Raw genomic sequence first — 19,615 nt, 5'->3', positions numbered from 1 at the left:
GGAGCACCATGGATCTCGGACTCGACGGACGCGCGGCGCTGGTCACCGGCGGGGCCCGCGGGATCGGCTATGCGATCAGCGCCCTGCTCGTCGCCGAAGGGGCGAGCGTGGCCGTCGCCGACGTCGACGCCGAGGGCGCGCGGGAGGCGGCGGCGAAGCTCGGCGCCGCGGGCGGCACCGTCGTCGCGATCACCGGGGACGTCAGCGACCACGCCTCCGCCGCCGCCATGGTCGCGGAGGCGGAACGGGCGATCGGCCCGTTGGACGTCCTGGTCAACAACGCCGGGATGTGGATCGTGAAGCCGTTCACCGAGACCGGCCCGCAGGACTGGGCCCGCGAGTTCGGGGTCAACACCCACGGTGTGCTCAACATGACCCATGCGGCGCTGCCCGGCATGATCGCGCGCGGCCGGGGGTCGGTCGTCACCATCACCTCGGAGGCGGCCCGGGTCGGCGAACCCCGCACCGCCGTCTACTCCGCGGCCAAGGCCGCGGTGATCGGGTTCAGCAAGGCACTGGCCAAGGAGGTCGGGCGGCACGGCGTCCGGGTCAACTGCGTGGCGCTGGGCACCACCCGCACGCCGCAGGCGGAGGCGAGCTTCGCCCCCGAGCTGTGGGACCGGATCGCGAAGGCGTATCCGCTTGGCCGCACCGGCGAGCCCGAGGACGCGGCCGCCGCGGTCGCGTTCCTGGCCGGCGACCGCGCGTCCTGGGTGACCGGGCAGACCTACGGCGTCAACGGCGGATACGCAATGCCCTAGGGCGACACCGACCCCGGCGGGGTCGAACAGGAGGCGACATGACGATCGAGATGGACCACGCGTGGACACCACCTCCGGTGCTGGCTCCCAACATCTACCCGGTCGACTGGCGGGTCGAGGACCGCCGCGCGCTCAACGTCTACGAGCGGGCCAAGGACCTCACCTGGAACCCGACCCGGCTGGCCTGGGACACGATCGACGTCGACGCGCTGGAACCCGAGGAGCGGCTCGCCGTGGCCTACCACGGCGCACTCGGGGCGATGTTCGAGTACGCCGCCGCACCCCAGTTCCTGCACCCGCTCTCCACGCTCTACGAGCGGCACGAGGAGCACGGGCTGATCCTGCTGTGCATGGCCACCGGCCGCGACGAGTTCGTGCACGAGGAGTTCTTCCGCCGGGTCGCCACCACGATGATCCCGGGCTTCCCGTTCGAGTTCACCCCGCGCACCGAGCTGGAGCACCGCGCGGTGCAGAACCTGCGGTGGGTGGAGTGGAAGCAGTCGCGGATGTGGCCCACCTACACCGAGAAGGTCGTGCTCGGGGACAACCCGTGGCTGTTGCAGGTCAGCATCCTGGCCCCGGAGATCGTGGGGATGGTGCTGTTCGACCGCATCGTCGACGGCATCGCGTGGCCCGCGCTCAAGGAGGGCTACCGCCACGTCGACGTCGACGAACGCCGCCACGTCGCGTACGGCCGGCTGCTGTTCGAGAAGCGGATGCGCGACCGCGACCGGCCCGCGCTGGGCACCGACGAGCGGCGGTTCCTGGCCAAGCTGGCCAGCGACGGCATCCTGTACGCGATGGGGATGCTGGCCCTGCCGCAGCTGGTCACCAGCGACGAGTCCAACTTCTGGATGCGTCCCGCCGACCAGGCGCCCGGGCACTTCGCCGAGACCCACAACCGCCTGCTGGGCCGGGCGATGCGGGTGATGACCGGCGAGGACGCCGACGCGATGTGGGAGGCCGCGCGCCCGGCGGTGAAGAAGGTCAAGTGGGTGCTGGAGCAGAACGGCATCGACGACTTCGACGACCACCTCCCGGTGTTCGAGGCCTTCCGCATCGGGGCCCGCGAGCGCAGCCTGGAGGAGGACTACACCGCCGATCTCCTTGCCCGGTGACGGGACGGGCCGGGGCATGACCCGGACGGGGCCCCTGGCGCAGCCGGGTCCGGACACCCCCGGCCTGCACGTCGACCGGGACGGCCCGGTGTGGACCGTCCGGCTCGACCGGCCCCGGACGCGCAACGCCCTCGACCCGGCCACCGCCGAGGCGCTGGCCCGGGTGTGGTCCGACGTCGATGCCGATCCCGCCGCTCGCGTCGTCGTGCTCACCGGCACCGGGTCGGCCTTCTGCTCGGGGGCCGACCTGCGGGAGATCGATGATCCCGGTGCCGCCCTCGCGCTCCTGGAGGCCGCGCTGCTGGGACCGACCCGGATCGGGGTCCCGGTGGTGGCGGCCGTCAACGGGGGGTGCTTCGGGGGCGGCATGTCGTTGCTGCTCGCCTGCGACCTGCGCCTCGCGGCGTCGAGCGCGCGGTTCGGTACGCAGGCCGCCCGGATGGGCCTCTACCCGTTCGGCGCGGTCGGGGCGCTCACCCGCGAGATCGGTACGGCCGCCGCCGCGGACCTGCTGCTCACCGGCCGCCACTTCGACGCCGCCGAGGCCGCCGGGCTGGGCCTCGTCGGGCGCGTGTGCGCGCCGGAGGATCTCGCCGCCGAGGCGCGGGCCCTCGCCGCGGTGATCGCCGGCAACGCTCCGCTGACCGTCGCCGCGATCAAGCGCACCTACTCCGCGGAGCACCGCCGGGGCGTTGCCGCCGAGCGCGACGCCGCGCTCGCGGTGCTGGCCTCCGACGATGCCCGGGAAGGCGCCGCGGCCTTCCTGGCACGTCGCCCGGCCCGGTTCCTCGGGCGGTGACGACGGTGCGGCCACCTGTACGGTCCGCGACCCGTTGCCACCATGCCGACCGGTCAGTATGGTGGACCTCACCCCCACGCCACCGACGGAGCCGCCGTGACCGAGGTACTCGCCCCCGCCGTGGACCGGACCCGCCTGCGGGCCGCCGTCGAGGCCGGCAACATCCCCACCCTGCTGATGGTGCTGCACCACCTGACCGGTGACCGCCGCTGGCTCGAGCCGCCCTACCGGCCCGGCCGCAACCGCGGCCTCGGCGCGAACGACTCCGGCGGGCTCGCCGACGAGCGTCGCCGTGAGGTCCTCGACGCGGTCACCGACGCCGTGCTGGCCTGGTCCGGCGGGACGCCGGTGGTTGTCGCCGACCCGCCGACCGCGCAGCTGACCGAGATGTTCGCGGTGGCGATGGGCGAGCCCGTCCCCGAAGAGTACGGCCGGCTCGCCGCGGCCGAGCTGGGTGCCCCGGTCCGCACGCCGCGGCCGCGGCCGCAGGCCGGCACCGGCCAGACGGTGCTCATCGTCGGCGCCGGGGTGTCCGGGATGACGCTGGCCGTGGCGCTGCGCGAGGCGGGCGTGCGGCACGTGATCGTCGAGCGCAACGAGGACGTCGGCGGCACCTGGCTGACCAACTCCTACCCGGGCTGCGGCGTGGACACCCCCAGCCACCTGTACTCGCTGTCGTTCTTCCCGCGGGCCTGGTCGGGCCACTTCGGCAAGCGCGACGAGCTCGCCGGCTACCTCGCCGACCTCGCCGACCACTACTGCCTGCGGGAGGACATCCTGTTCGGCACCGAGGCCGTCGACGCGCGCTACGACGAGGCCGCGCAGAGCTGGACCGTGCTGGTCCGCGACCGGGACGGGGTGCAGCGTGAGCTCACCGCGGACGTCCTGGTCACCGCGGCCGGGCTGTTCGGCATCCCGATCGTGCCCGACCTCCCGGGGCTGGACGACTTCCGCGGCACGGTCGTGCACTCCACCCGATGGCCCGCCGACCTGGATCTCACCGGCAGGCGGGTGGCCGTCGTCGGGACCGGGGCCAGCGCCATGCAGACGGTCCCGGCGATCGTCGACCGGACCGCCTCGCTGACGGTGTTCCAGCGCTCACCGCAGTGGGCCGCGCCCGCCGACGGGTACTTCGACCCGATCGATGACGACGCGCGGTGGCTGTTCGACAACGTGCCGTTCTACCGCACCTGGTACCGGCTGCGCCTGGCCTGGACCTGGAACGACCGGGTGCACCCCTCCCTGCAGGTCGACCCCGGGTGGGAGCATCCCGAGCGCTCGCTCAACGCCGTCAACGACGGGCACCGAGAGTACTTCACCCGCTACATCCGCTCCGAGCTGGCCGGGCGGCCGGACCTGCAGGCCAAGGCGGTGCCGAGCTACCCGCCCTACGGCAAGCGGATGCTGCTGGACAACGGCTGGTACCGGGCGCTGACCCGCCCGCACGTCGACCTGGTCACCGAGCCGGTCACCGGTTTCACCGCCGACGCGGTGCGCGACGGCACCGGCGCCCTGCACCCGGCGGACGTCGTCGTGCTGTGCACCGGGTTCCAGGTGAACCGGTTCGTCGCTCCGCTGCAGGTGCGCGGGCGCGGCGGGGCTGACCTGCGTGCGGTCTGGGGTGACGACGACGCCACCGCGTACCTGGGCATCACGGTGCCGCGCTTCCCGAACCTGTTCCTGATGTACGGACCCAACGTCAACCCGGGGGCAGGCGGCAGCTACATGTTCATCGCCGAGTGCCAGGCCCGCTACATCGGCGACGCCCTGCGCCGGATGCGCGAGGGCCGGATCGGCGCACTGGAGTGCCGGGCCGAGGTGCACGACGACTACGTCGCGCGGGTGGATGCGGCGCACGACCGGATGGTGTGGTCGCACCCCGGGATGAGCACCTACTACCGCAACTCCGCCGGGCGCGTGGTCACGAACACGCCGTGGCGCGTCATCGACTACTGGGACATGACCCGCACCGCCGACCTGGCCGACTTCCACGTCGAGCCGGCCCACCACACCGAGGAGAACCGATGAAGGGCTTCCCCTACCCGACCGCGCCCAGCGGCTGGTTCCAGGTCGGGTGGGCCGACGACCTGCAGCCCGGCGGCGTCCGGCGGATGCGCTACTTCGGCCAGGACCTGGTGCTGTTCCGCGGCACCGACGGCGCCTACCGCACGATCGAGGCCTACTGCGGGCACCTCGGCGCCGACCTCGGCGCCGGCGGCACCGTCCGCGGCGACGACATCGTGTGCCCGTTCCACGGCTGGGCGTGGGACGGGCAGGGCCGCAACGTCGACATCCCCTACAGCGCCCGCCCGGTGAAGACGTGCCTGCGCAGCTACCCGACCCGGACCGCCAACGGTGTGGTGCTGGTGTGGCACCATCCCGACGGCGCTGCGCCGTCCTGGGAGCCCCCGACGCTGCCGGAGTTCGAGCACCCCGACTACCTGCCGGCCCAGCCGCACGCGGTCAAGCTGTGGGCGGACGTGACGTTCCAGCCGCAGGTGGTCGCCGAGAACACCGTCGATCCGATGCACTTCCACTACGTGCACCGGGCACCGAGGTCCACGGCGATCGAGAAGTTCGAGACCGAGGGCCCCTACGCCTACGTCCTGCACGAGTACCCCTACGGCCGCGAGGGCGCCGAGCTGACACCCGGCGGCACCATCGCGGGCCGCCTGGAGATCGAGGTGTGGGGGGTCGGGTTGATCTGCTTCCGGATGATGGATTACGTCGAGGCCGCCCAGTTCGTCTGCTCCACCCCGATCGACGCCGAGACCTCCGACGTCTTCTTCTCCATGTGGCAGAAGCGCGGACCCGACGCCGTGCCCGGCTCCCCACCCGACCGCCGGGAGCAGCGCGTGTTCGAGGAGCAGATCCGGCAGACCGAGATGGACTTCCCGATCTGGTCCAACATGCGCTACACGCTGCGGGCACCGATCGTCCGGGAGGAGTCGCCCACCTACCAGAACTTCCGCAAGTGGTCCCGCCAGTTCTACGTCCCCGCCGAGGTCGAGGCGGCAGCACAGGAGGCAGCACTGTGACCGGGACCTACGACGCCGAGCTCGCCGCCAACCTCATCCAGCGCGCGTGCGTCGGCGACATCCTCACCCGCACGACGGCCCGGTTCCCCGACCGGACCGCGGTGGTCGACGGCGACGTCGTCCTCACCTACCGCGCGCTCGACGACGCGGTGAACCAGGTGGCCCGCTCGTTGCTGGCCTCGGGCCTGCGGCGCGGCGACGTGATCGGGGTGGTGTCGCGCAACCACTGGGTCATCCCGGTCACCTACCTCGCCGCGGCCAAGGCCGGGCTGGTCTACCTGCCGCTCAACGTAGCGCTGACCACCGACGAGATGCGCTTCATGCTCGACGAGGCCGAGGCGTCCGTGCTCGTGGCCGAGGAGGCGTTCGCCGGCCACACGCGGGCCCTGCTGGACGCGCTGCCGGCGCTGCGCGCGCTGTACGTCGTCGACGACGGGCCGCCGCGCGACACCCGGCCCGTCGGCGGGGCCACCGAGCGGGTGGCCCCGTTCGCGGACCTGATGACCGGCCCGGCCGACGAGGTGGAGGTGCTGGTCGAGAACGCCGACACCCTGCAGCTGCTCTACACCTCCGGCACCACCGACCGCCCCAAGGGGGTGGCCACCAGCCACCTCGCGGTGCTGATCAGCGCCCTGTCCACGGCGCTGGCGATGCACCTGGAGCACACCGACGTGACGTTGTCGGTGATGCCGCTGTTCCACACCGGCCAGCTCAACGCGATGTGGCTGCCGCACCTGTTCGCGGGCGCCGCCACCGTGATCTCGCGCAGCTACGACCCGGACGCCGCGCTGGACGCCGTCGCCGCCCACGCCGTCACCACGACGCTGATGACCGGCCCGATGTGGGTGGGGCTGCTCGACCAGCCCGGCATCGGCGACCGCGACCTGTCCTCGGTGCGGCTGTGCGTGATCGGGGCGGCCAGCCTGTCCCCGGAGCGCGTCGCGGTCCTCGCCTCCCGGTTCCCGAACGCGCAGTGCCGGTTGATCTCCGGCCAGACCGAGTTCACCCCGGTCAACGAGATCCAGCGCCCCGAGCACGCCCACACCAAGACCACGTCCTGGGGCGCCCCGGCGGTGACGATGGGGATCGCGGCGATGGACGAGGAGGGCAACCTGCTGGCCGCGGGTGAGCTGGGCGAGCTGGTCTACCGCGGGCCCCAGGCGATGACCGGGTACTTCAAGAACCCCGAGGCCACCGCGGAGGCGTTCCGGCACGGCTGGTTCCACACCGGCGACCTCGGCTGGGTCGACGAGGAGAACGTGGTCTGGTTCGTCGACCGGCGCAAGGACATCATCAAGACCGGCGGGGAGAACGTGGCCTCGCTGGAGGTCGAGCTGGCCGTCGCCGGGCACCCCGCGGTGGCCGAGTGCGCCGTCGTCGGGCTGCCGCACGAGCGCTGGACCGAGGCCGTCACGGCGTTCGTCCGGTGCAGCCCGGGCGCCACCGCGACCGTCGAGGAGCTCGAGGCCCACTGCCGCGAGCGGCTCGCCGGGTTCAAGGTCCCCAAGGCCGTGGTGCTGCTCGACGAGCTGCCCCGCTCGTCGTCGGGCAAGATCCAGAAGTTCCAGCTGCGGGTCGAGTACGCCGAGCTCTACGCGGGCGCCCCCGGTGTGGTCGCCCCGGAGTCGCGGGTGGCGACCTCGTGAGCCGGCTGGCCGGCAAGGTGGCCGTCGTGACCGGCGGGGCCAGCGGTCTCGGGCTGGCCACGGTGCTGCGCTTCTGCGCGGAGGGGGCGCGGGTGGTCGCGGTGGACCTCAACGCGGAGAGCGGCAAGGCCATGCTGTCCGCGGCCGGGGCCGCCGGGGTGGCCGACGCGGTCCGCTTCGTGGCGGCCGACGTCGCCGACGAGGACGACGTCGCCGGTGCGGTCGGCACCGCGGTCGCCGAGTTCGGCCGCCTCGACGTCATGTTCAACAACGCCGGCGTCGGCGGCGCGTTCGGGCCGGTCACCGACATCGAGGTGGAGGACTGGGACTACACGTTCGCGGTGCTGGTCCGCGGGGTGTTCCTGGGCACCAAGCACGCGGCCCGCGTCATGATCGACCAGGGTGCGGGCGGGTCGATCATCAACACCGCCTCGGTCGCCGGTCTGTCCGGCGGGGCCGGCCCGCAGGCCTACTCCTCGGCCAAGGCCGCGGTGATCAACCTGAGCCGGTCGGTCGCGGTCGAGCTGGCCGAACACCGGGTGCGGGTGAACGCGATCTGCCCGGGCGTGATCCTCACCCCGCTGCTGCACCAGGGCCGGGAGGAGCAGATGCGCGAGCTGCTGCCCACCGTCCAGCCGTGGCCCGATCACGGCCGCCCCGAGCACATCGCGGGCACCGCGCTGTTCCTCGCCAGCGAGGACTCGGAGTTCGTGACCGGGCAGGCGATCTCCGTCGACGGGGGCCTGACGGCCATCGGCCCGGACCTGGGCAACCGGCTGCAGACCCGGCCGGGCGACGCCGGACTGGTCGGGGTCAACCGCGGTCAGACCGGGGTCCGCTCGCAGATCCGCCGTCGGGTCGGCGACCCGGCCCCGGGATGAGCCCACAGGTCCCGGCCCCGGCGCTGGCTACCATCCCGCCCATGGCCACCGCATCCGCTCCCGGCTCCCGCCCGGCGTCGTCCCGGGGCGGGGCGTTCGACGCCATCGTCACCGCGGCCGTGGACTGCTTCTACGAGAAGGGCTACGAGGCCACGTCGGTCCAGGAGGTCGTGGAACGGGCCCGGGTGAGCAAGGGATCGTTCTACCACCACTTCGCGGCGAAGGAGGACCTGCTGCTGCTCATCCACGACGCCTTCATCGACAGCCAGCTCGAGATGCTGCGAGCGGCCGCGTCGGCCGGCCGCTCGCCGCGCGAGACCCTCGCCCAGCTGATCGAGGAGAACCTCGTCGGGGCCGAGCGGTTCCAGCGCTACCAGACCATCTTCTTCGAGCAGCGCCGCTTCCTGTCCGAGGACCGGTTCGTCGAGGTCAAGAAGAAGCGCGACGAGTACGAGCAACAGGTCGTCACGATCCTGGAGGCCGGGATCGCCGACGGCTCGTTCCGCCCGGTGGCCTCGGCCCGGGTGCTGGCCTTCGGCATCATCGGCATGTCGGCCTGGGCCTACCAGTGGTACCGCACCGGGCCGATGGCCGCCCGCGAGATCGGCCGGATGTACGCCGAGATCGTCCTGGACGGACTGAACCGACCCCAGCAGACCCCGAGGTGAGCACCGTGACCGGATCGAACCGCACCGACCTCGACGTCGACGTCGTGATCGTGGGAGCCGGGTTCGCCGGCCTCTACATGCTGCACAGGGTGCGTGACGTGCTCGGCCTGCGGACCGTGGTGATCGAGGCGGCCGACGGGGTCGGCGGCACCTGGTACCTCAACCGGTACCCGGGGGCGCGCTGCGACTCCGAGAGCTACGTGTACTGCTACTCCTTCTCCGAGGAGCTGCTGCAGGAGTGGGAGTGGAGCGGCAAGTACCCGCGCCAGCCGGAGATCCTCGCCTACCTCGAGCACGTCGCGGACCGCTTCGACCTGCTGCGCGACGTCCGCCTCGGCACCCGCGTCGAGGCTGCGCGGTACCAGGACGCCGACGGCACCTGGCGCGTGCGGACCAGCGCCGGTGACACCGTCACCGCCCGGTTCCTGGTCACCGGGATGGGTCTGCTTGCCGCCGCCCCCTACACCCCCGACCTCCCGGGCCTCGACACCTTCGCCGGCGAGTGCCACCACACCGGCCGCTGGCCGCACGAGCCGGTGGACCTCGCGGGCAGGCGGGTGGGGGTGATCGGCACCGGCTCCACCGGCGTGCAGGCCATCCCGGTGATCGCCGAGCAGGCCGCGCACCTGCACGTGTTCCAGCGCAGCCCGCAGTTCACCGTGCCCGCGCGCCACCACACCGTCGACCGGGCGGTGCTTGCGGAGATCAGGGCCGACTACGACGCGATCTGGGCGAAGGCCAAGTGGTCGCTCAGCGGCTTCCCCTGGCAGCACAACGGCCGCTCCGCCCTGGACGCCACCCCGGAGGAGGTCCGCAAGACCTTCGAGGAGCTGTGGGACCAGGGCGGGTTCCGGTTCGTGTTCGGCTCCTACCGCGACCTGCTCACCGACATCAGGGCCAACGACCTCGCCGCCGACTTCGTCCGCGAGAAGATCCGCGAGACCGTGGCCGACCCGGACACGGCCGCGAAGCTGACACCGACCGACCATCCGTTCGGCGGCCGGCGGCCGATCATCGACACCGACTACTTCGAGACCTACAACCGCGACGACGTGACGCTCGTCGACCTGCGGGAGTCGCCCATCGAGGAGGTGACCCCGCGGGGCATCCGGACCACGGCCGGGGAGATCGAACTCGACGTGCTCGTCCTCGCCACCGGATTCGACGCGGTGACCGGACCGTTCACGAGGATCGACATCACCGGCCGCGACGGCCTGGCGCTGCGCGACGCGTGGGCCGACGGGCCGAGCACCTACCTGGGGCTGGCCGTCGCCGGGTTCCCCAATATGTTCACCATCACCGGCCCCGGCGCCACCTTCGGCAACCTGCCGGTGTCCATCGAGCACCACGTCGAGTGGATCGCCACCTGCATCGAGGACACCCTGCGCCGCGACCTCGCCGTGGTCGAGGCCGGGTACGAGGCCCAGCAGCGGTGGGCCGACCACGTGCAGGCCCAGGCCGAGCGGATCGTGGCCGGGCCGTCCGGGTCCTGGTACGACGGGGCGAACATCCCCGGCAAGGCCCGCCGGCCGCTGTTCTTCTTCGGAAGCTTCGGTCTCTACCGCCGGACGTGCGAGGATGTCGCGGCGAACGGCTACGAGGGCTTCGACCGGCAACCGGCGGTCTGACCCACACCGGGTCCGCGCCCGCCCGACACGCCGTCCGGCCGACGAACCTCGACGAGGAGGACCAGTGGACGGCACCCGGACACCCGAGGACCGCACCGTGGGCGGACCGCAGATCCACCGCAGCCCCGGGGACCTCGCCACAGCGGTGCGGGCCCTGCGCGCGACCGGCCGCGGCATCGCGTTCGTGCCGACGATGGGCGCCCTGCACGCCGGGCACCGCGAGCTGATCCGGCAGGCCCGCCGCGCCGCCGGGGACACCGCGACGGTCGTGTCGATCTTCGTCAACCCGCTCCAGTTCGGGGCGGGTGAGGACCTCGGCCGCTACCCCCGCCCGCTGGAGGCCGACCTCGCCGCGTGCCGGGAGGAGGGCGTCGAACTGGTGTTCCTGCCCGGTGTCGCCGACATGTACCCCGAGGGTGCGGACACCACGGTCGTGCCGGGTCCGCTGGGCGCCCAGCTGGAGGGCGCGGTCCGGCCCGGCCACTTCGCCGGGGTGCTCACCGTCGTGGCGAAGCTGTTCCACATCGTCGCCCCGGACCTCGCGTACTTCGGTGAGAAGGACTATCAGCAGCTCGCGCTGATCACCCGGATGGTGCGTGACCTGAACTTCCCGCTGACCGTGGTGCCCGTCCCCACCGTCCGCGAACCGGACGGCCTGGCCCTGTCCAGCCGCAACGTGTACCTCACCCCGGCCGAACGGTCGCGCGCCACGACGCTGTTCCGGGCGCTGGCGGCGGGTGCCGCCGCGGCCGCGGACGGCCCGGCCGCGGTGCTCGACGCCGCGCGTGCGGTTCTCGAGCGGGACGGGGGGCTCGCGGTGGACTACCTGGAGCTGCGCGGCACCGCGCTGAACGTCGACCCGGGGCCCGGCCCGGCCCGGCTGCTGGTGGCCGCCCGGCTGGGCACGACCCATCTCATCGACAACATCGGCCTGCACCTGTAGCGACGCGGCGGCACCGGTTCACCCGGGGTCCGGCGCGACGTACTCGGCGTTGCGGTCGACCGAGTCGTAGACCCGGCGCCCGATCGGGTCCCGCATCTCCTCCGCCAGGTGTCCGAGGATCCCGGCCGAGCGGGCCACCAGCGCGACCCCCCGGACCAGACCCGGCGGGATCCCGAGATCGGCCAGCGCCGCCCCGCAGACCCCGGCCCCGTTGACCGGCAGCGTCCGGCCGAGGATCGCCGGGTGCACCCGGCCCACGGCGGCGAGCAGGGCGAGATGCGGCCCGGCCACCCCCTCCTCCTCGGCGATCCGGTGGATCACCGAGGTGCGCGGGTCGCCGTCCTTGTGCAGCGGGTGCCCGAGCCCCGGCACGGTGCGGTGCGCGGCCTTCCGCTCCCGGACCAGGTCGGCGGCGAGCGCGTCCAGGTCGGCCCGTCCGGCTTCGCGGGCCAGGCCGTCGGCGAGGAACGCCGCGGTGTCCTCGGTGGTGCCCAGGAACCGCGATCCCCCGCCGAGCAGCCCTGCGGCCATCGCACCCTGCACGGCCTCGGGTGCACCCAGCAGCGTCAGCCGGGCGGCGAGCACGATCGGCGTGAAGCCGTGGTCGGTCAACGCCACCAGCACCGCGTTGAACAGCCGGCTCTCCCCCGCGGTCGGGCGGCGCAGCGCGACCAGCCAGAACGCCAGGTCGGCGAACGACACCGACCCCATCAGCTCCTCGGTGAGGTCGTGGCCGAGCAGCCGGATGGCGTCGGGTGAGGAGGTGCCGAGACTCGTGCGGTACGGCTCGGCGTCCGCCGGCGGCACGTCAGCCGCTCATCGTCAGTCCGCCACTGGCGGACAGCGTCTGCCCGGTGATGTAGCCGGCCGCGTCCGAGGCGAGGAACACCACGGCCGGCGCGACGTCGTCGGGGGTGCCCATCCGCCGCATCGGCACCGCCTTGGTCATCGCGGCGATGATGCTGCCGGAGCGCTCACCGGCGGTGATCTGGCGCAGCAGCGGGGTGTCGGTGGGCCCGGGGCAGACCGTGTTGGCCGCGATGCCGTACTTCGCGAACTCCCGCGCGATGGTCTTGGTGAAGCCGATGACGCCGCTCTTGGCCCCGGAGTACACCGACTCCATCGACGAGCCCACGCGGCCGGCGTCGGAGGCGATGTTGACCACGCGGCCGTACCGGGCCTCGACCATGGCCGGCAGGGTGGCCCGCAGCACCCTGATCGGGCCGTTCAGGTTGATCTCCAGCACCTTGTGGGTGAAGTCCTCGTCGGTCTCCAGGAACGGCTTGAGCTCGTCCCAGCCCGCCACGTTGATCACGATGGTCGGGGCGCCGAGCCGTTCGGTGGTCTCGGCGACCGCCGCCGCCACGGAGTCGGGGTCGGTCACGTCGAGCGGGACGCCGATGCCGTCGATGTCGGCGGCCACCTTCTCGGCCGCCTCCCGCGACAGGTCGGCGACGGCGACGGTGCGGCCCGCCGCCGCGAGCTGTCGACAGACGGCGGTGCCGATACCCCCGGCGCCGCCGGTCACGAATGCGACCCGGCGGGCGTCCCCGTCGGCGGTCGGTCCGTCTACACCGGTCATGTCGTCTCCTCAGCGTCATCGGTGGGCCGGGCGAGTGGTGGACTTTGCCCCCACGACATCCCTACGATCCTCGTAATCATCATACCCGACAAGGGAGGCGCCGGATCATGACCGCAACGGTCGAGGAATACTCCGACATCCTGTACGAGGTCAAGGACGCGGTCGCACGGGTGACCATCAACCGGCCCGACAAGCTCAACGCGTTCACCCCGCACACGGTCAAGGAGCTCGCCCACGCGATCTGGCGGGCGGGCGCGGACAGCCAGGTCGGCGTCATCGTGCTGACCGGCGCGGGCGAGCGCGCGTTCTCCGCCGGCGGCGACGTGAGCGTCGAGAACGAGGACACCTTCCGCGCCGGCGACGACTCGTTCGACAAGCTGATGAAGGAGCTCTACCGCGCCTTCCGCGAATGCCTCAAGCCGGTGATCGCCCGCGTCGACGGCTACGCCATCGGCGGCGGCCACCACATGGCCTACGTCACCGACTTCACGATCGCCTCGGACCGGTCGGTGTTCGGTCAGAACGGCCCGCGCGTGGCCAGCCCGGCGGAGGGCTGGCTGGTCAGCCACCTGTGGACGGTGGTCGGGATGAAGCGGGCCAAGGAGATCTGGATGCTCTGCCGCCGCTACACCGCGCAGCAGGCGCTGGACTGGGGCCTGGTCAACGCCGTCGTACCCGCCGAGGAGCTCGACGCCGAGGTCGAGCGCTGGTGCGCGGAACTGCTCGCGCTCAGCCCCACGGTGCTCAAGCTGATCAAGAAATCGTTCGACGACTCGACCGCGCACATCCGCGAGGAGCAGGAGCGGTTCACCATCCTCAACCAGGTCAACCCCGGGTTCTTCGCCTCCGGCGAGCAGACCGAGGGCTCCGGGGCCTTCATGGAGAAGCGCAAGCCCGACTTCTCGCCCTGGCGCTGAGCATGCCCACGACGTCGACGACGACGACGATCCGGCTTCCCGACGCCGGCCTGCCACCGGCGGCCGAGGCGCTGCGCGGCGAGGTCCGGGAGTTCCTCCGGGCCGAGCGCGACCGCGGCACCATCCAGGGCACCAGCGACTCCTGGCTGGCCGGGTTCGACGCCGGGTTCTCCGGCCGGCTCGGCGACCGCGGCTGGCTGGGGATGACCTGGCCGCGCCGCTACGGCGGCCACGAGCAGCCGTCGTTGCACCGCTTCGTGGTGATCGAGGAACTGCTCGCCGCCGGGGCGCCGGTGGTGGCGCACTGGGTGACCGACCGGCAGAGCGGGCCGGCGCTGCTGCGCTACGGCACCGAGGAGCAGCGCGAGCGGTTGCTTCCGGAGATGGCGCGCGGCCGGTCCTTCTTCGCGATCGGGATGAGCGAGCCGGACAGCGGATCGGACCTGGCCTCGGTGCGCACCACGGCGCGCCGCGACGGTGCCGGGTGGCGGCTGAACGGGACCAAGGTCTGGACCAGCCAGGCCCACCGCTGCGACTACATGATCACGCTGTGCCGCACCTCGCCGCGCGACGACGCGGCCCGACACGACGGGCTGAGCCAGTTCGTCGTCGACCTGCGGTCGCCGGGGCTGACCATCTCCCCGATCCGGCTGCTCGACGGCGAGCACCACTTCAACGAGGTCCTCCTCGAGGACGTGTTCGTGGGTGACGACATGGTCCTCGGCGAGATCGGCTCCGGATGGAGCCAGGTCACCTCCGAGCTGGCCTTCGAGCGCAGCGGTCCGGAGCGGTTCCTGTCCACGCTGCCGCTGCTGGCCGCGCTCGTCCGGGTGGCCGACCCCGACGACCGGCGCCAGGCGGTGGCCATCGGGCAGCTGGTCGCCCAGCTGTGGACCCTGCGCAGGCTCTCGGTGCAGATCGCCGCCGCCCTGGACCGCGGGGAGGCTCCCGACGTCGCCGCCGCGCTGGTCAAGGACGTCGGCACGACGCTGGAGAACGAGATCATCGACGTCGCGCGCTCTGTGGCCCCGGTGGAGCCGAGCGCCACCGCCGCCGACCCGTTCGCCCGAGAGCTGGCCCGCGCCGTGCTGCACGCGCCGGGGTTCACGCTGCGCGGAGGCACCAACGAGGTGCTGCGCGGAATCGTGGCCCGCGGGTTGGGGCTGCGATGAACGCGGGATCGCCCGACGACCGGGCGCTGCTGGAGCGGACCGTCGGCGAGATCATGGCCGACCACTGCCCGCCCGAGCTCGTCGCCGCCTCCGAGGGCTCCTGGAGCCAGCCGCTGTGGGCCGCGCTGGTCGAGGCCGGCATGACCTCGGTCGGGGTGCCCGAGCACCTCGGCGGGTCCGGCGGGGAGCCGGCCGAAGCCGCGGCCGTGCTGCGCGTGGTCGCCGCGCACGCCGGGCCGGTGCCGCTGGCCGAGGCGCTGTTCCCGGTCGCCGCCGGGTGCGCGGTGTCCGGGCTGGCGTTCCCGCTGGGGCCGAGCACGGTCGCGCTCGGACCCGGGCTGACGATCCGGCGGACCGGGGCGGGGGTGGTGCTGGACGGGACCGCGCCGCGGGTGCCCTACGCCAGGTTCGCCACCCGCATCCTGGTCGCCGGCGTCGGCGGGGGTCACCGTCCCGAGCTGGTTGCGTTGCTCGACCCGGCGCATCTCACGCTGGCCGCCGGTGACAACCTCGCAGGCGAACCCCGTGACGACCTGGTCGCGGCCGGGTCGGAGATCCCCACCGACGACGTCGCGGAGGTCCCGGCGGGCACCTCCGCGCAGCTCCACCGGCTGGGGGCGCTGGCCAGGGCGGTGCAGCTGGCCGGCGCGCTGGGCACGGTGCTGGAGCTGACCGTGCGCTACGCAGGCGAGCGCGAGCAGTTCGGTCGTCCGGTCGGCCGGTTCCAGGCCGTCGCCCACCAGGTCGCGGTGCTCGCGGGCCTGGCCGCCGCGGCCGGTGCGGCCGCGGACGCGGCCGTCGCCTCGCTCTCGCGCGGCTCGGACCCGGCCGACCTCGGGCTGGCGGTCGCCGCCGCGAAGGCCCGCACCAGCGCGGCGGCCGGCCCGGCGGCGCGGATCGCCCACCAGGTGCACGGCGCGATCGGCTTCACCCAGGAGCACCGGCTGCACCACCTGACGCGGCGGCTGTGGTCGTGGCGCGAGGAGTTCGGGTCCGACGAGCACTGGGCCGCCGAGCTCGGACGCGCGGTGGTCACCGCCGGTCCGGACGAGCTCTGGCCGACGATCACGAGGATCTGAGGTGGACCTCACCTACTCCCCCGCGCAGACGTCCTTCCGCGCGCGGGCCCGCGACTGGCTGGCCGCCCACGTGCCGGCGGAGCCGCTGCCGCCGCCCTACACCGCGGAGGGGGTGGCCGCGCACCGGGTGTGGGAGCGGCAGCTGCACGACGCCGGGTACGCGGCGCTGCACTGGCCGCGCGAGCACGGCGGCGGCGGCGCGGGGCTGATCGAGCAGGCCCTGTTCGGGGAGGAGTATGTGCGCTCGGGCGCTCCGGTGCGCCTGAACCGGCTGGCGCTGGGCATGGCCGGACCCACCGTGATGGCCCTCGGCACGCCCGAGCAGCAGCAGCGCTGGCTGCCCGGGATGCTCAGCTGCGAGCAGCTGTGGTGTCAGGGCTTCTCCGAGCCCGACGCCGGCAGCGACCTGGCCGCGGTGCGCACCCGCGGCGAGCTCGACGGCGACCAGCTGGTGATCACCGGGCAGAAGGTGTGGACCTCGCTCTCGGCGTTCGCGCAGTGGATGTTCGCGCTGGTCCGCACGGATCCGGCGCAGCAACGGCACCGGGGCCTGACCTTCGTGATGATCGCGATGGACTCCCCCGGCGTCGAGCTGCGGCCGATCCGCCAGCTGCACGGCGAGCCGGGCTTCTCCGAGGTGTTCCTCACCGGGGTCCGGGTGCCGCTGACCGACGTCGTCGGCGGGATCGGGGACGGCTGGGCGGTGGCCATGGCCACGCTGGGCTTCGAGCGCGGCGGGCTCGGCGACCATGCCCGCTTCGCCCGCGACGTCGACGACCTGGTGGAGCTGGCGCACCGGGCCGGGGTGGCCGACGACCCCGTGGTGCGCGACGAGGTCGCCGCCCGGTTCGTCGAGGTGCAGCAGTTCCGCCGGCACATCGAGCTCGTGACCAGCCGGCTGGCGGCCGGCGTGCCCACCGACGCCCAGGCGAGCATCACGAAGCTGTACTGGTCGGAGATGGAGGCCCGGATCTTCGAGACGGCGCTGCGCATCCTCGGCCCGCTCGCCGAGCTGACGCCGCAGGCGTCGCTGAACCTGGCCGCGCCGGGGCTGCACCGCCGCTACTGGCACGCGCGGGCGTCCCGGATCTTCGCCGGGACCAGCGAGGTGCAGCGCAACATCATCGCCGAGCGCGTGCTCGGCCTGCCGAGGGAGCCCCGGTGGACCTCGACCTGACCCCGGACCAGCGTTCGCTCGCCGAGGGGGCGCGCTCCTTCCTGTCCGCGCAGTGCCCGCCGTCGCGGGTCCGCGCCGCCTGGGACGACGGCGCCGGGCTCGACCGCGGGCTGTGGGCGCAGCTGGCCGAGGTCGGTTTCCTCGGCGCCGCCGTGCCCGAGCGGTTCGGCGGCCTCGGCCTCGGCGACCTGGAGGTGGCGGTGCTGCTGGAGGAGGCCGGACGGGCCGCCCTCCCGCTGCCACTGGCCGAGACCGCGCTGGCCGCGCTGACGCTGGACGACCGCGGCTCCGACGCCCAGCGCGAGCGCTGGCTGCCCGCCATCGCGTCGGGTGCGGCGGTGGCCACCGTGGCGCTGCCCGGCCGGCCGTTGGTGGCCTGCGGCGCCGACGCCGACCTGCTGATCCTGGCGGCACCCGACGGCCTGCACGCCGTGGAGCGCGGATGCTGGACCAGCGTCGCGCAGCCCGCCTTCGACCGCTCCCGGCGGCTGTCGAGCGTGACCGCCGACACCGGGCCGGACACGCTGCTGCCCGGTGCCGGGCCGGTCCGGCGGCTGCTCGACCGGGCGGCCGTGGCGAACGCGGCGCTGCTGCTCGGCGTCGCGTCCCACCTGGTCGACGTCACGGTCGGATACGTCGGGCAGCGCCACCAGTTCGGCCGCCCGGTGGGGTCCTTCCAGGCCGTCAAGCACCGCCTGGCCGACGCGCACGTGGCCGTGCAGATGGCCCGACCCTCCGTCCGGGTCGCCGCCCACCTGCTCGCCACCGACGACCCGGAGGCCACCGCGGCAGCCGCGGTCGCCGCGGTGGCCGCCTCGGATGCCGGGCGGGCGGCCAACGAGCACGCCCTGCAGTGCCACGGCGGCATCGGCTTCACCTGGGAGCACGACCTGCACCTGTGGCTCAAGCGCGGCAAGGCGCTCGAGCTGGCCTGCGGGACGCCGGCCGCGCACCGGGCCCGACTCGCCACGACCCTGTTCGACCGCCCCACCACCGACCACCACGTGAGGACGACGACATGACCGCAGGCACAGGGCCGCTCGCCGGCGTCCGGGTGCTCGACCTCTCGGCGCTGGCGCCGGGTCCGTTCGCGACGACGCTGCTCGGCGACCTCGGCGCCGACGTGATCACCCTGGAGGCCCCGCCCTCGACCCGGCCCGGGAGCGGCGTGAGCAACCTGGGGGCACACGGCGGGCGCGAGGCGCGGCGCCTCGGGCTCAGCCCCCTGCACCGGTCGCGCCGCTCGATCGTGGTGAACCTCAAGGATCCGGCCGGCCTGGACATCGCCCTGCGGCTCGCCGCGCGCAGCGACGTATTCGTGGAGGGGTTCCGCCCGGGCGTCTGCGAACGGCTGGGGCTCGGATACCCGGCCCTGTCGGCCACCAGCCCCGGACTGGTCTACTGCTCGCTCACCGGGTACGGGCAGACCGGCGAGCTCGCCCAGCACGCCGGGCACGACCTCAACTACATCGCCGAGGCCGGGCTGCTCTCGGCCAGCACCCGGGCCGGCCAGCGTCCCGGGATCCCGCTGAACATGGCCGCCGACTACGCCGCCGGCGGGCTGCTGGCCGCGTTCGGCATCCTCGCCGGGCTGACCGGCCGGGCGGGCACCGGCCGCGGCACCCATGTCGACGTGTCGATGTACGAGGGCCTGCTGAGCCTGCTCCAGGTGGTCCCCGCCTGGATCGGCGCCGGCGCGCCCGACCCGTCGTGGGGTGGTGGGCTGCTCTCCGGCGCGGTGCCCTTCTACGACTGCTACCGCACCTCCGACGACCAGTGGATCTCGGTCGGCGCGCTGGAGCCGAAGTTCTTCGCCAACCTCTGCACGGCGATCGGCCGGCCCGAGCTGATCGAGCAGCAGGACGACCCGACCCGGTGGGACGAGATGCGCACGGTGTTCACCGACACCTTCGCCGGCGCCCCGCTGGCCACCTGGCTGGAGCGGCTCGGCGCGGTCGACACCGCGGTCGCACCGGTCCGGTCGCTGCCCGACGCCTTCGCCACCGCGCACCGCCGCGGCGTCCTGCCGTCGCCCGGCCAGGTCGGCCCGGTCCCGCGGATGAGCGGCTGGGTCACCACCGCGGGTCCGGTGGTGACCCGGCCCGGGGCGCACACCAGGGAGGTGCTGGGCGGGCTGGAGATGACCGGCGAGCAGATCGACGAGCTGATCGCGACCGGTGTGGTCGCGGAATGACCGACGGGGCAC

18 protein-coding genes are annotated in these 19,615 nt (G+C 73.5%); 16 read left to right on the top strand and 2 right to left on the bottom strand.

Going from position 1 to position 19,615, the window contains the following annotated elements; translation table 11 throughout:
* The first annotated feature begins 8 nt into the window (after positions 1-8).
* From H6H00_RS19180 to panC, 10 genes are all read left to right on the top strand, one after another.
* The gene (locus tag H6H00_RS19180; protein ID WP_185717121.1) at positions 9-761 is read left to right on the top strand and encodes an SDR family NAD(P)-dependent oxidoreductase; all 753 of its coding nucleotides are present in this window, start codon (positions 9-11) and stop codon (positions 759-761) included.
* 38 nt (positions 762-799) lie between these two features.
* A complete protein-coding gene (locus tag H6H00_RS19175) occupies positions 800-1,879 on the top strand; it encodes a hypothetical protein (RefSeq protein ID WP_185717120.1) in 1,080 nt (359 codons plus the stop codon).
* Positions 1,880-1,895: 16 nt separating this feature from the next.
* Positions 1,896-2,678, top strand: a complete 783-nt coding sequence (locus tag H6H00_RS19170; protein ID WP_185717119.1) for an enoyl-CoA hydratase/isomerase family protein — start codon at positions 1,896-1,898, stop codon at positions 2,676-2,678.
* Between the two features lie 96 nt (positions 2,679-2,774).
* A complete protein-coding gene (locus H6H00_RS19165) occupies positions 2,775-4,706 on the top strand; it encodes a flavin-containing monooxygenase (RefSeq protein WP_255425262.1) in 1,932 nt (643 codons plus the stop codon).
* Positions 4,703-5,716, top strand: coding sequence for a Rieske 2Fe-2S domain-containing protein (locus tag H6H00_RS19160; protein ID WP_185717117.1), 1,014 nt, complete (start codon positions 4,703-4,705; stop codon positions 5,714-5,716). Before H6H00_RS19165 ends, H6H00_RS19160 begins: the two co-directional genes overlap by 4 nt.
* Positions 5,713-7,362: an AMP-binding protein gene (locus H6H00_RS19155; RefSeq protein ID WP_185717116.1), complete on the top strand. Its 1,650-nt coding sequence runs from the start codon at positions 5,713-5,715 to the stop codon at positions 7,360-7,362. Before H6H00_RS19160 ends, H6H00_RS19155 begins: the two co-directional genes overlap by 4 nt.
* A complete protein-coding gene (locus H6H00_RS19150) occupies positions 7,359-8,243 on the top strand; it encodes an SDR family NAD(P)-dependent oxidoreductase (protein ID WP_185717115.1) in 885 nt (294 codons plus the stop codon). Before H6H00_RS19155 ends, H6H00_RS19150 begins: the two co-directional genes overlap by 4 nt.
* Before the next feature lie 41 nt (positions 8,244-8,284).
* Positions 8,285-8,911, top strand: coding sequence for a TetR/AcrR family transcriptional regulator (locus H6H00_RS19145; RefSeq protein WP_185717114.1), 627 nt, complete (start codon positions 8,285-8,287; stop codon positions 8,909-8,911).
* A gap of 5 nt (positions 8,912-8,916) precedes the next feature.
* Positions 8,917-10,539 (top strand): flavin-containing monooxygenase, encoded by a 1,623-nt coding sequence (locus tag H6H00_RS19140; RefSeq protein ID WP_185717113.1) that lies wholly within the window; start codon positions 8,917-8,919, stop codon positions 10,537-10,539.
* Between the two features lie 64 nt (positions 10,540-10,603).
* On the top strand, positions 10,604-11,482 hold the full coding sequence (panC, locus tag H6H00_RS19135; RefSeq protein WP_379539941.1) for a pantoate--beta-alanine ligase: 879 nt from the start codon (positions 10,604-10,606) through the stop codon (positions 11,480-11,482).
* 18 nt (positions 11,483-11,500) lie between these two features.
* Here the strand turns inward: panC and H6H00_RS19130 are convergent, their stop codons facing one another.
* Positions 11,501-12,289 (bottom strand): citryl-CoA lyase, encoded by a 789-nt coding sequence (locus H6H00_RS19130; RefSeq protein WP_185717111.1) that lies wholly within the window; start codon positions 12,287-12,289, stop codon positions 11,501-11,503.
* Between the two features lies 1 nt (position 12,290).
* On the bottom strand, positions 12,291-13,064 hold the full coding sequence (locus tag H6H00_RS19125) for an SDR family NAD(P)-dependent oxidoreductase (protein ID WP_185717110.1): 774 nt from the start codon (positions 13,062-13,064) through the stop codon (positions 12,291-12,293).
* A gap of 107 nt (positions 13,065-13,171) precedes the next feature.
* Here H6H00_RS19125 and H6H00_RS19120 point away from each other — a divergent pair, with 107 nt between their 5' ends.
* From H6H00_RS19120 to H6H00_RS19095, 6 genes are read left to right on the top strand one after another with little or no spacing between them, the layout of a single operon-like run.
* Positions 13,172-13,981: an enoyl-CoA hydratase-related protein gene (locus H6H00_RS19120; RefSeq protein ID WP_185717109.1), complete on the top strand. Its 810-nt coding sequence runs from the start codon at positions 13,172-13,174 to the stop codon at positions 13,979-13,981.
* 2 nt (positions 13,982-13,983) lie between these two features.
* Positions 13,984-15,153: an acyl-CoA dehydrogenase family protein gene (locus H6H00_RS19115; RefSeq protein WP_185717108.1), complete on the top strand. Its 1,170-nt coding sequence runs from the start codon at positions 13,984-13,986 to the stop codon at positions 15,151-15,153.
* Entirely contained in the window at positions 15,150-16,232 is a 1,083-nt protein-coding gene (locus tag H6H00_RS19110) for an acyl-CoA dehydrogenase family protein (protein WP_185717107.1), read from the top strand. The genes H6H00_RS19115 and H6H00_RS19110 overlap by 4 nt, the downstream gene beginning before the upstream one ends.
* A gap of 1 nt (position 16,233) precedes the next feature.
* Entirely contained in the window at positions 16,234-17,409 is a 1,176-nt protein-coding gene (locus H6H00_RS19105) for an acyl-CoA dehydrogenase family protein (protein ID WP_185717106.1), read from the top strand.
* Positions 17,394-18,431: an acyl-CoA dehydrogenase family protein gene (locus tag H6H00_RS19100; RefSeq protein WP_185717105.1), complete on the top strand. Its 1,038-nt coding sequence runs from the start codon at positions 17,394-17,396 to the stop codon at positions 18,429-18,431. The genes H6H00_RS19105 and H6H00_RS19100 overlap by 16 nt, the downstream gene beginning before the upstream one ends.
* Positions 18,428-19,603 carry a CaiB/BaiF CoA transferase family protein gene (locus tag H6H00_RS19095; protein WP_185717104.1) on the top strand — a complete coding sequence of 392 codons (1,176 nt, stop codon included), beginning with the start codon at positions 18,428-18,430 and terminating at the stop codon, positions 19,601-19,603. Before H6H00_RS19100 ends, H6H00_RS19095 begins: the two co-directional genes overlap by 4 nt.
* The last annotated feature ends 12 nt before the right edge of the window (positions 19,604-19,615 follow it).

Origin of the sequence: Pseudonocardia petroleophila, from assembly GCF_014235185.1 — a bacterium.
GTDB classification, from domain to species: domain Bacteria; phylum Actinomycetota; class Actinomycetes; order Mycobacteriales; family Pseudonocardiaceae; genus Pseudonocardia; species Pseudonocardia petroleophila.
Note: the sequence above shows the minus strand (reverse complement) of the source record. Positions and strands in the feature narration are given on the sequence as shown.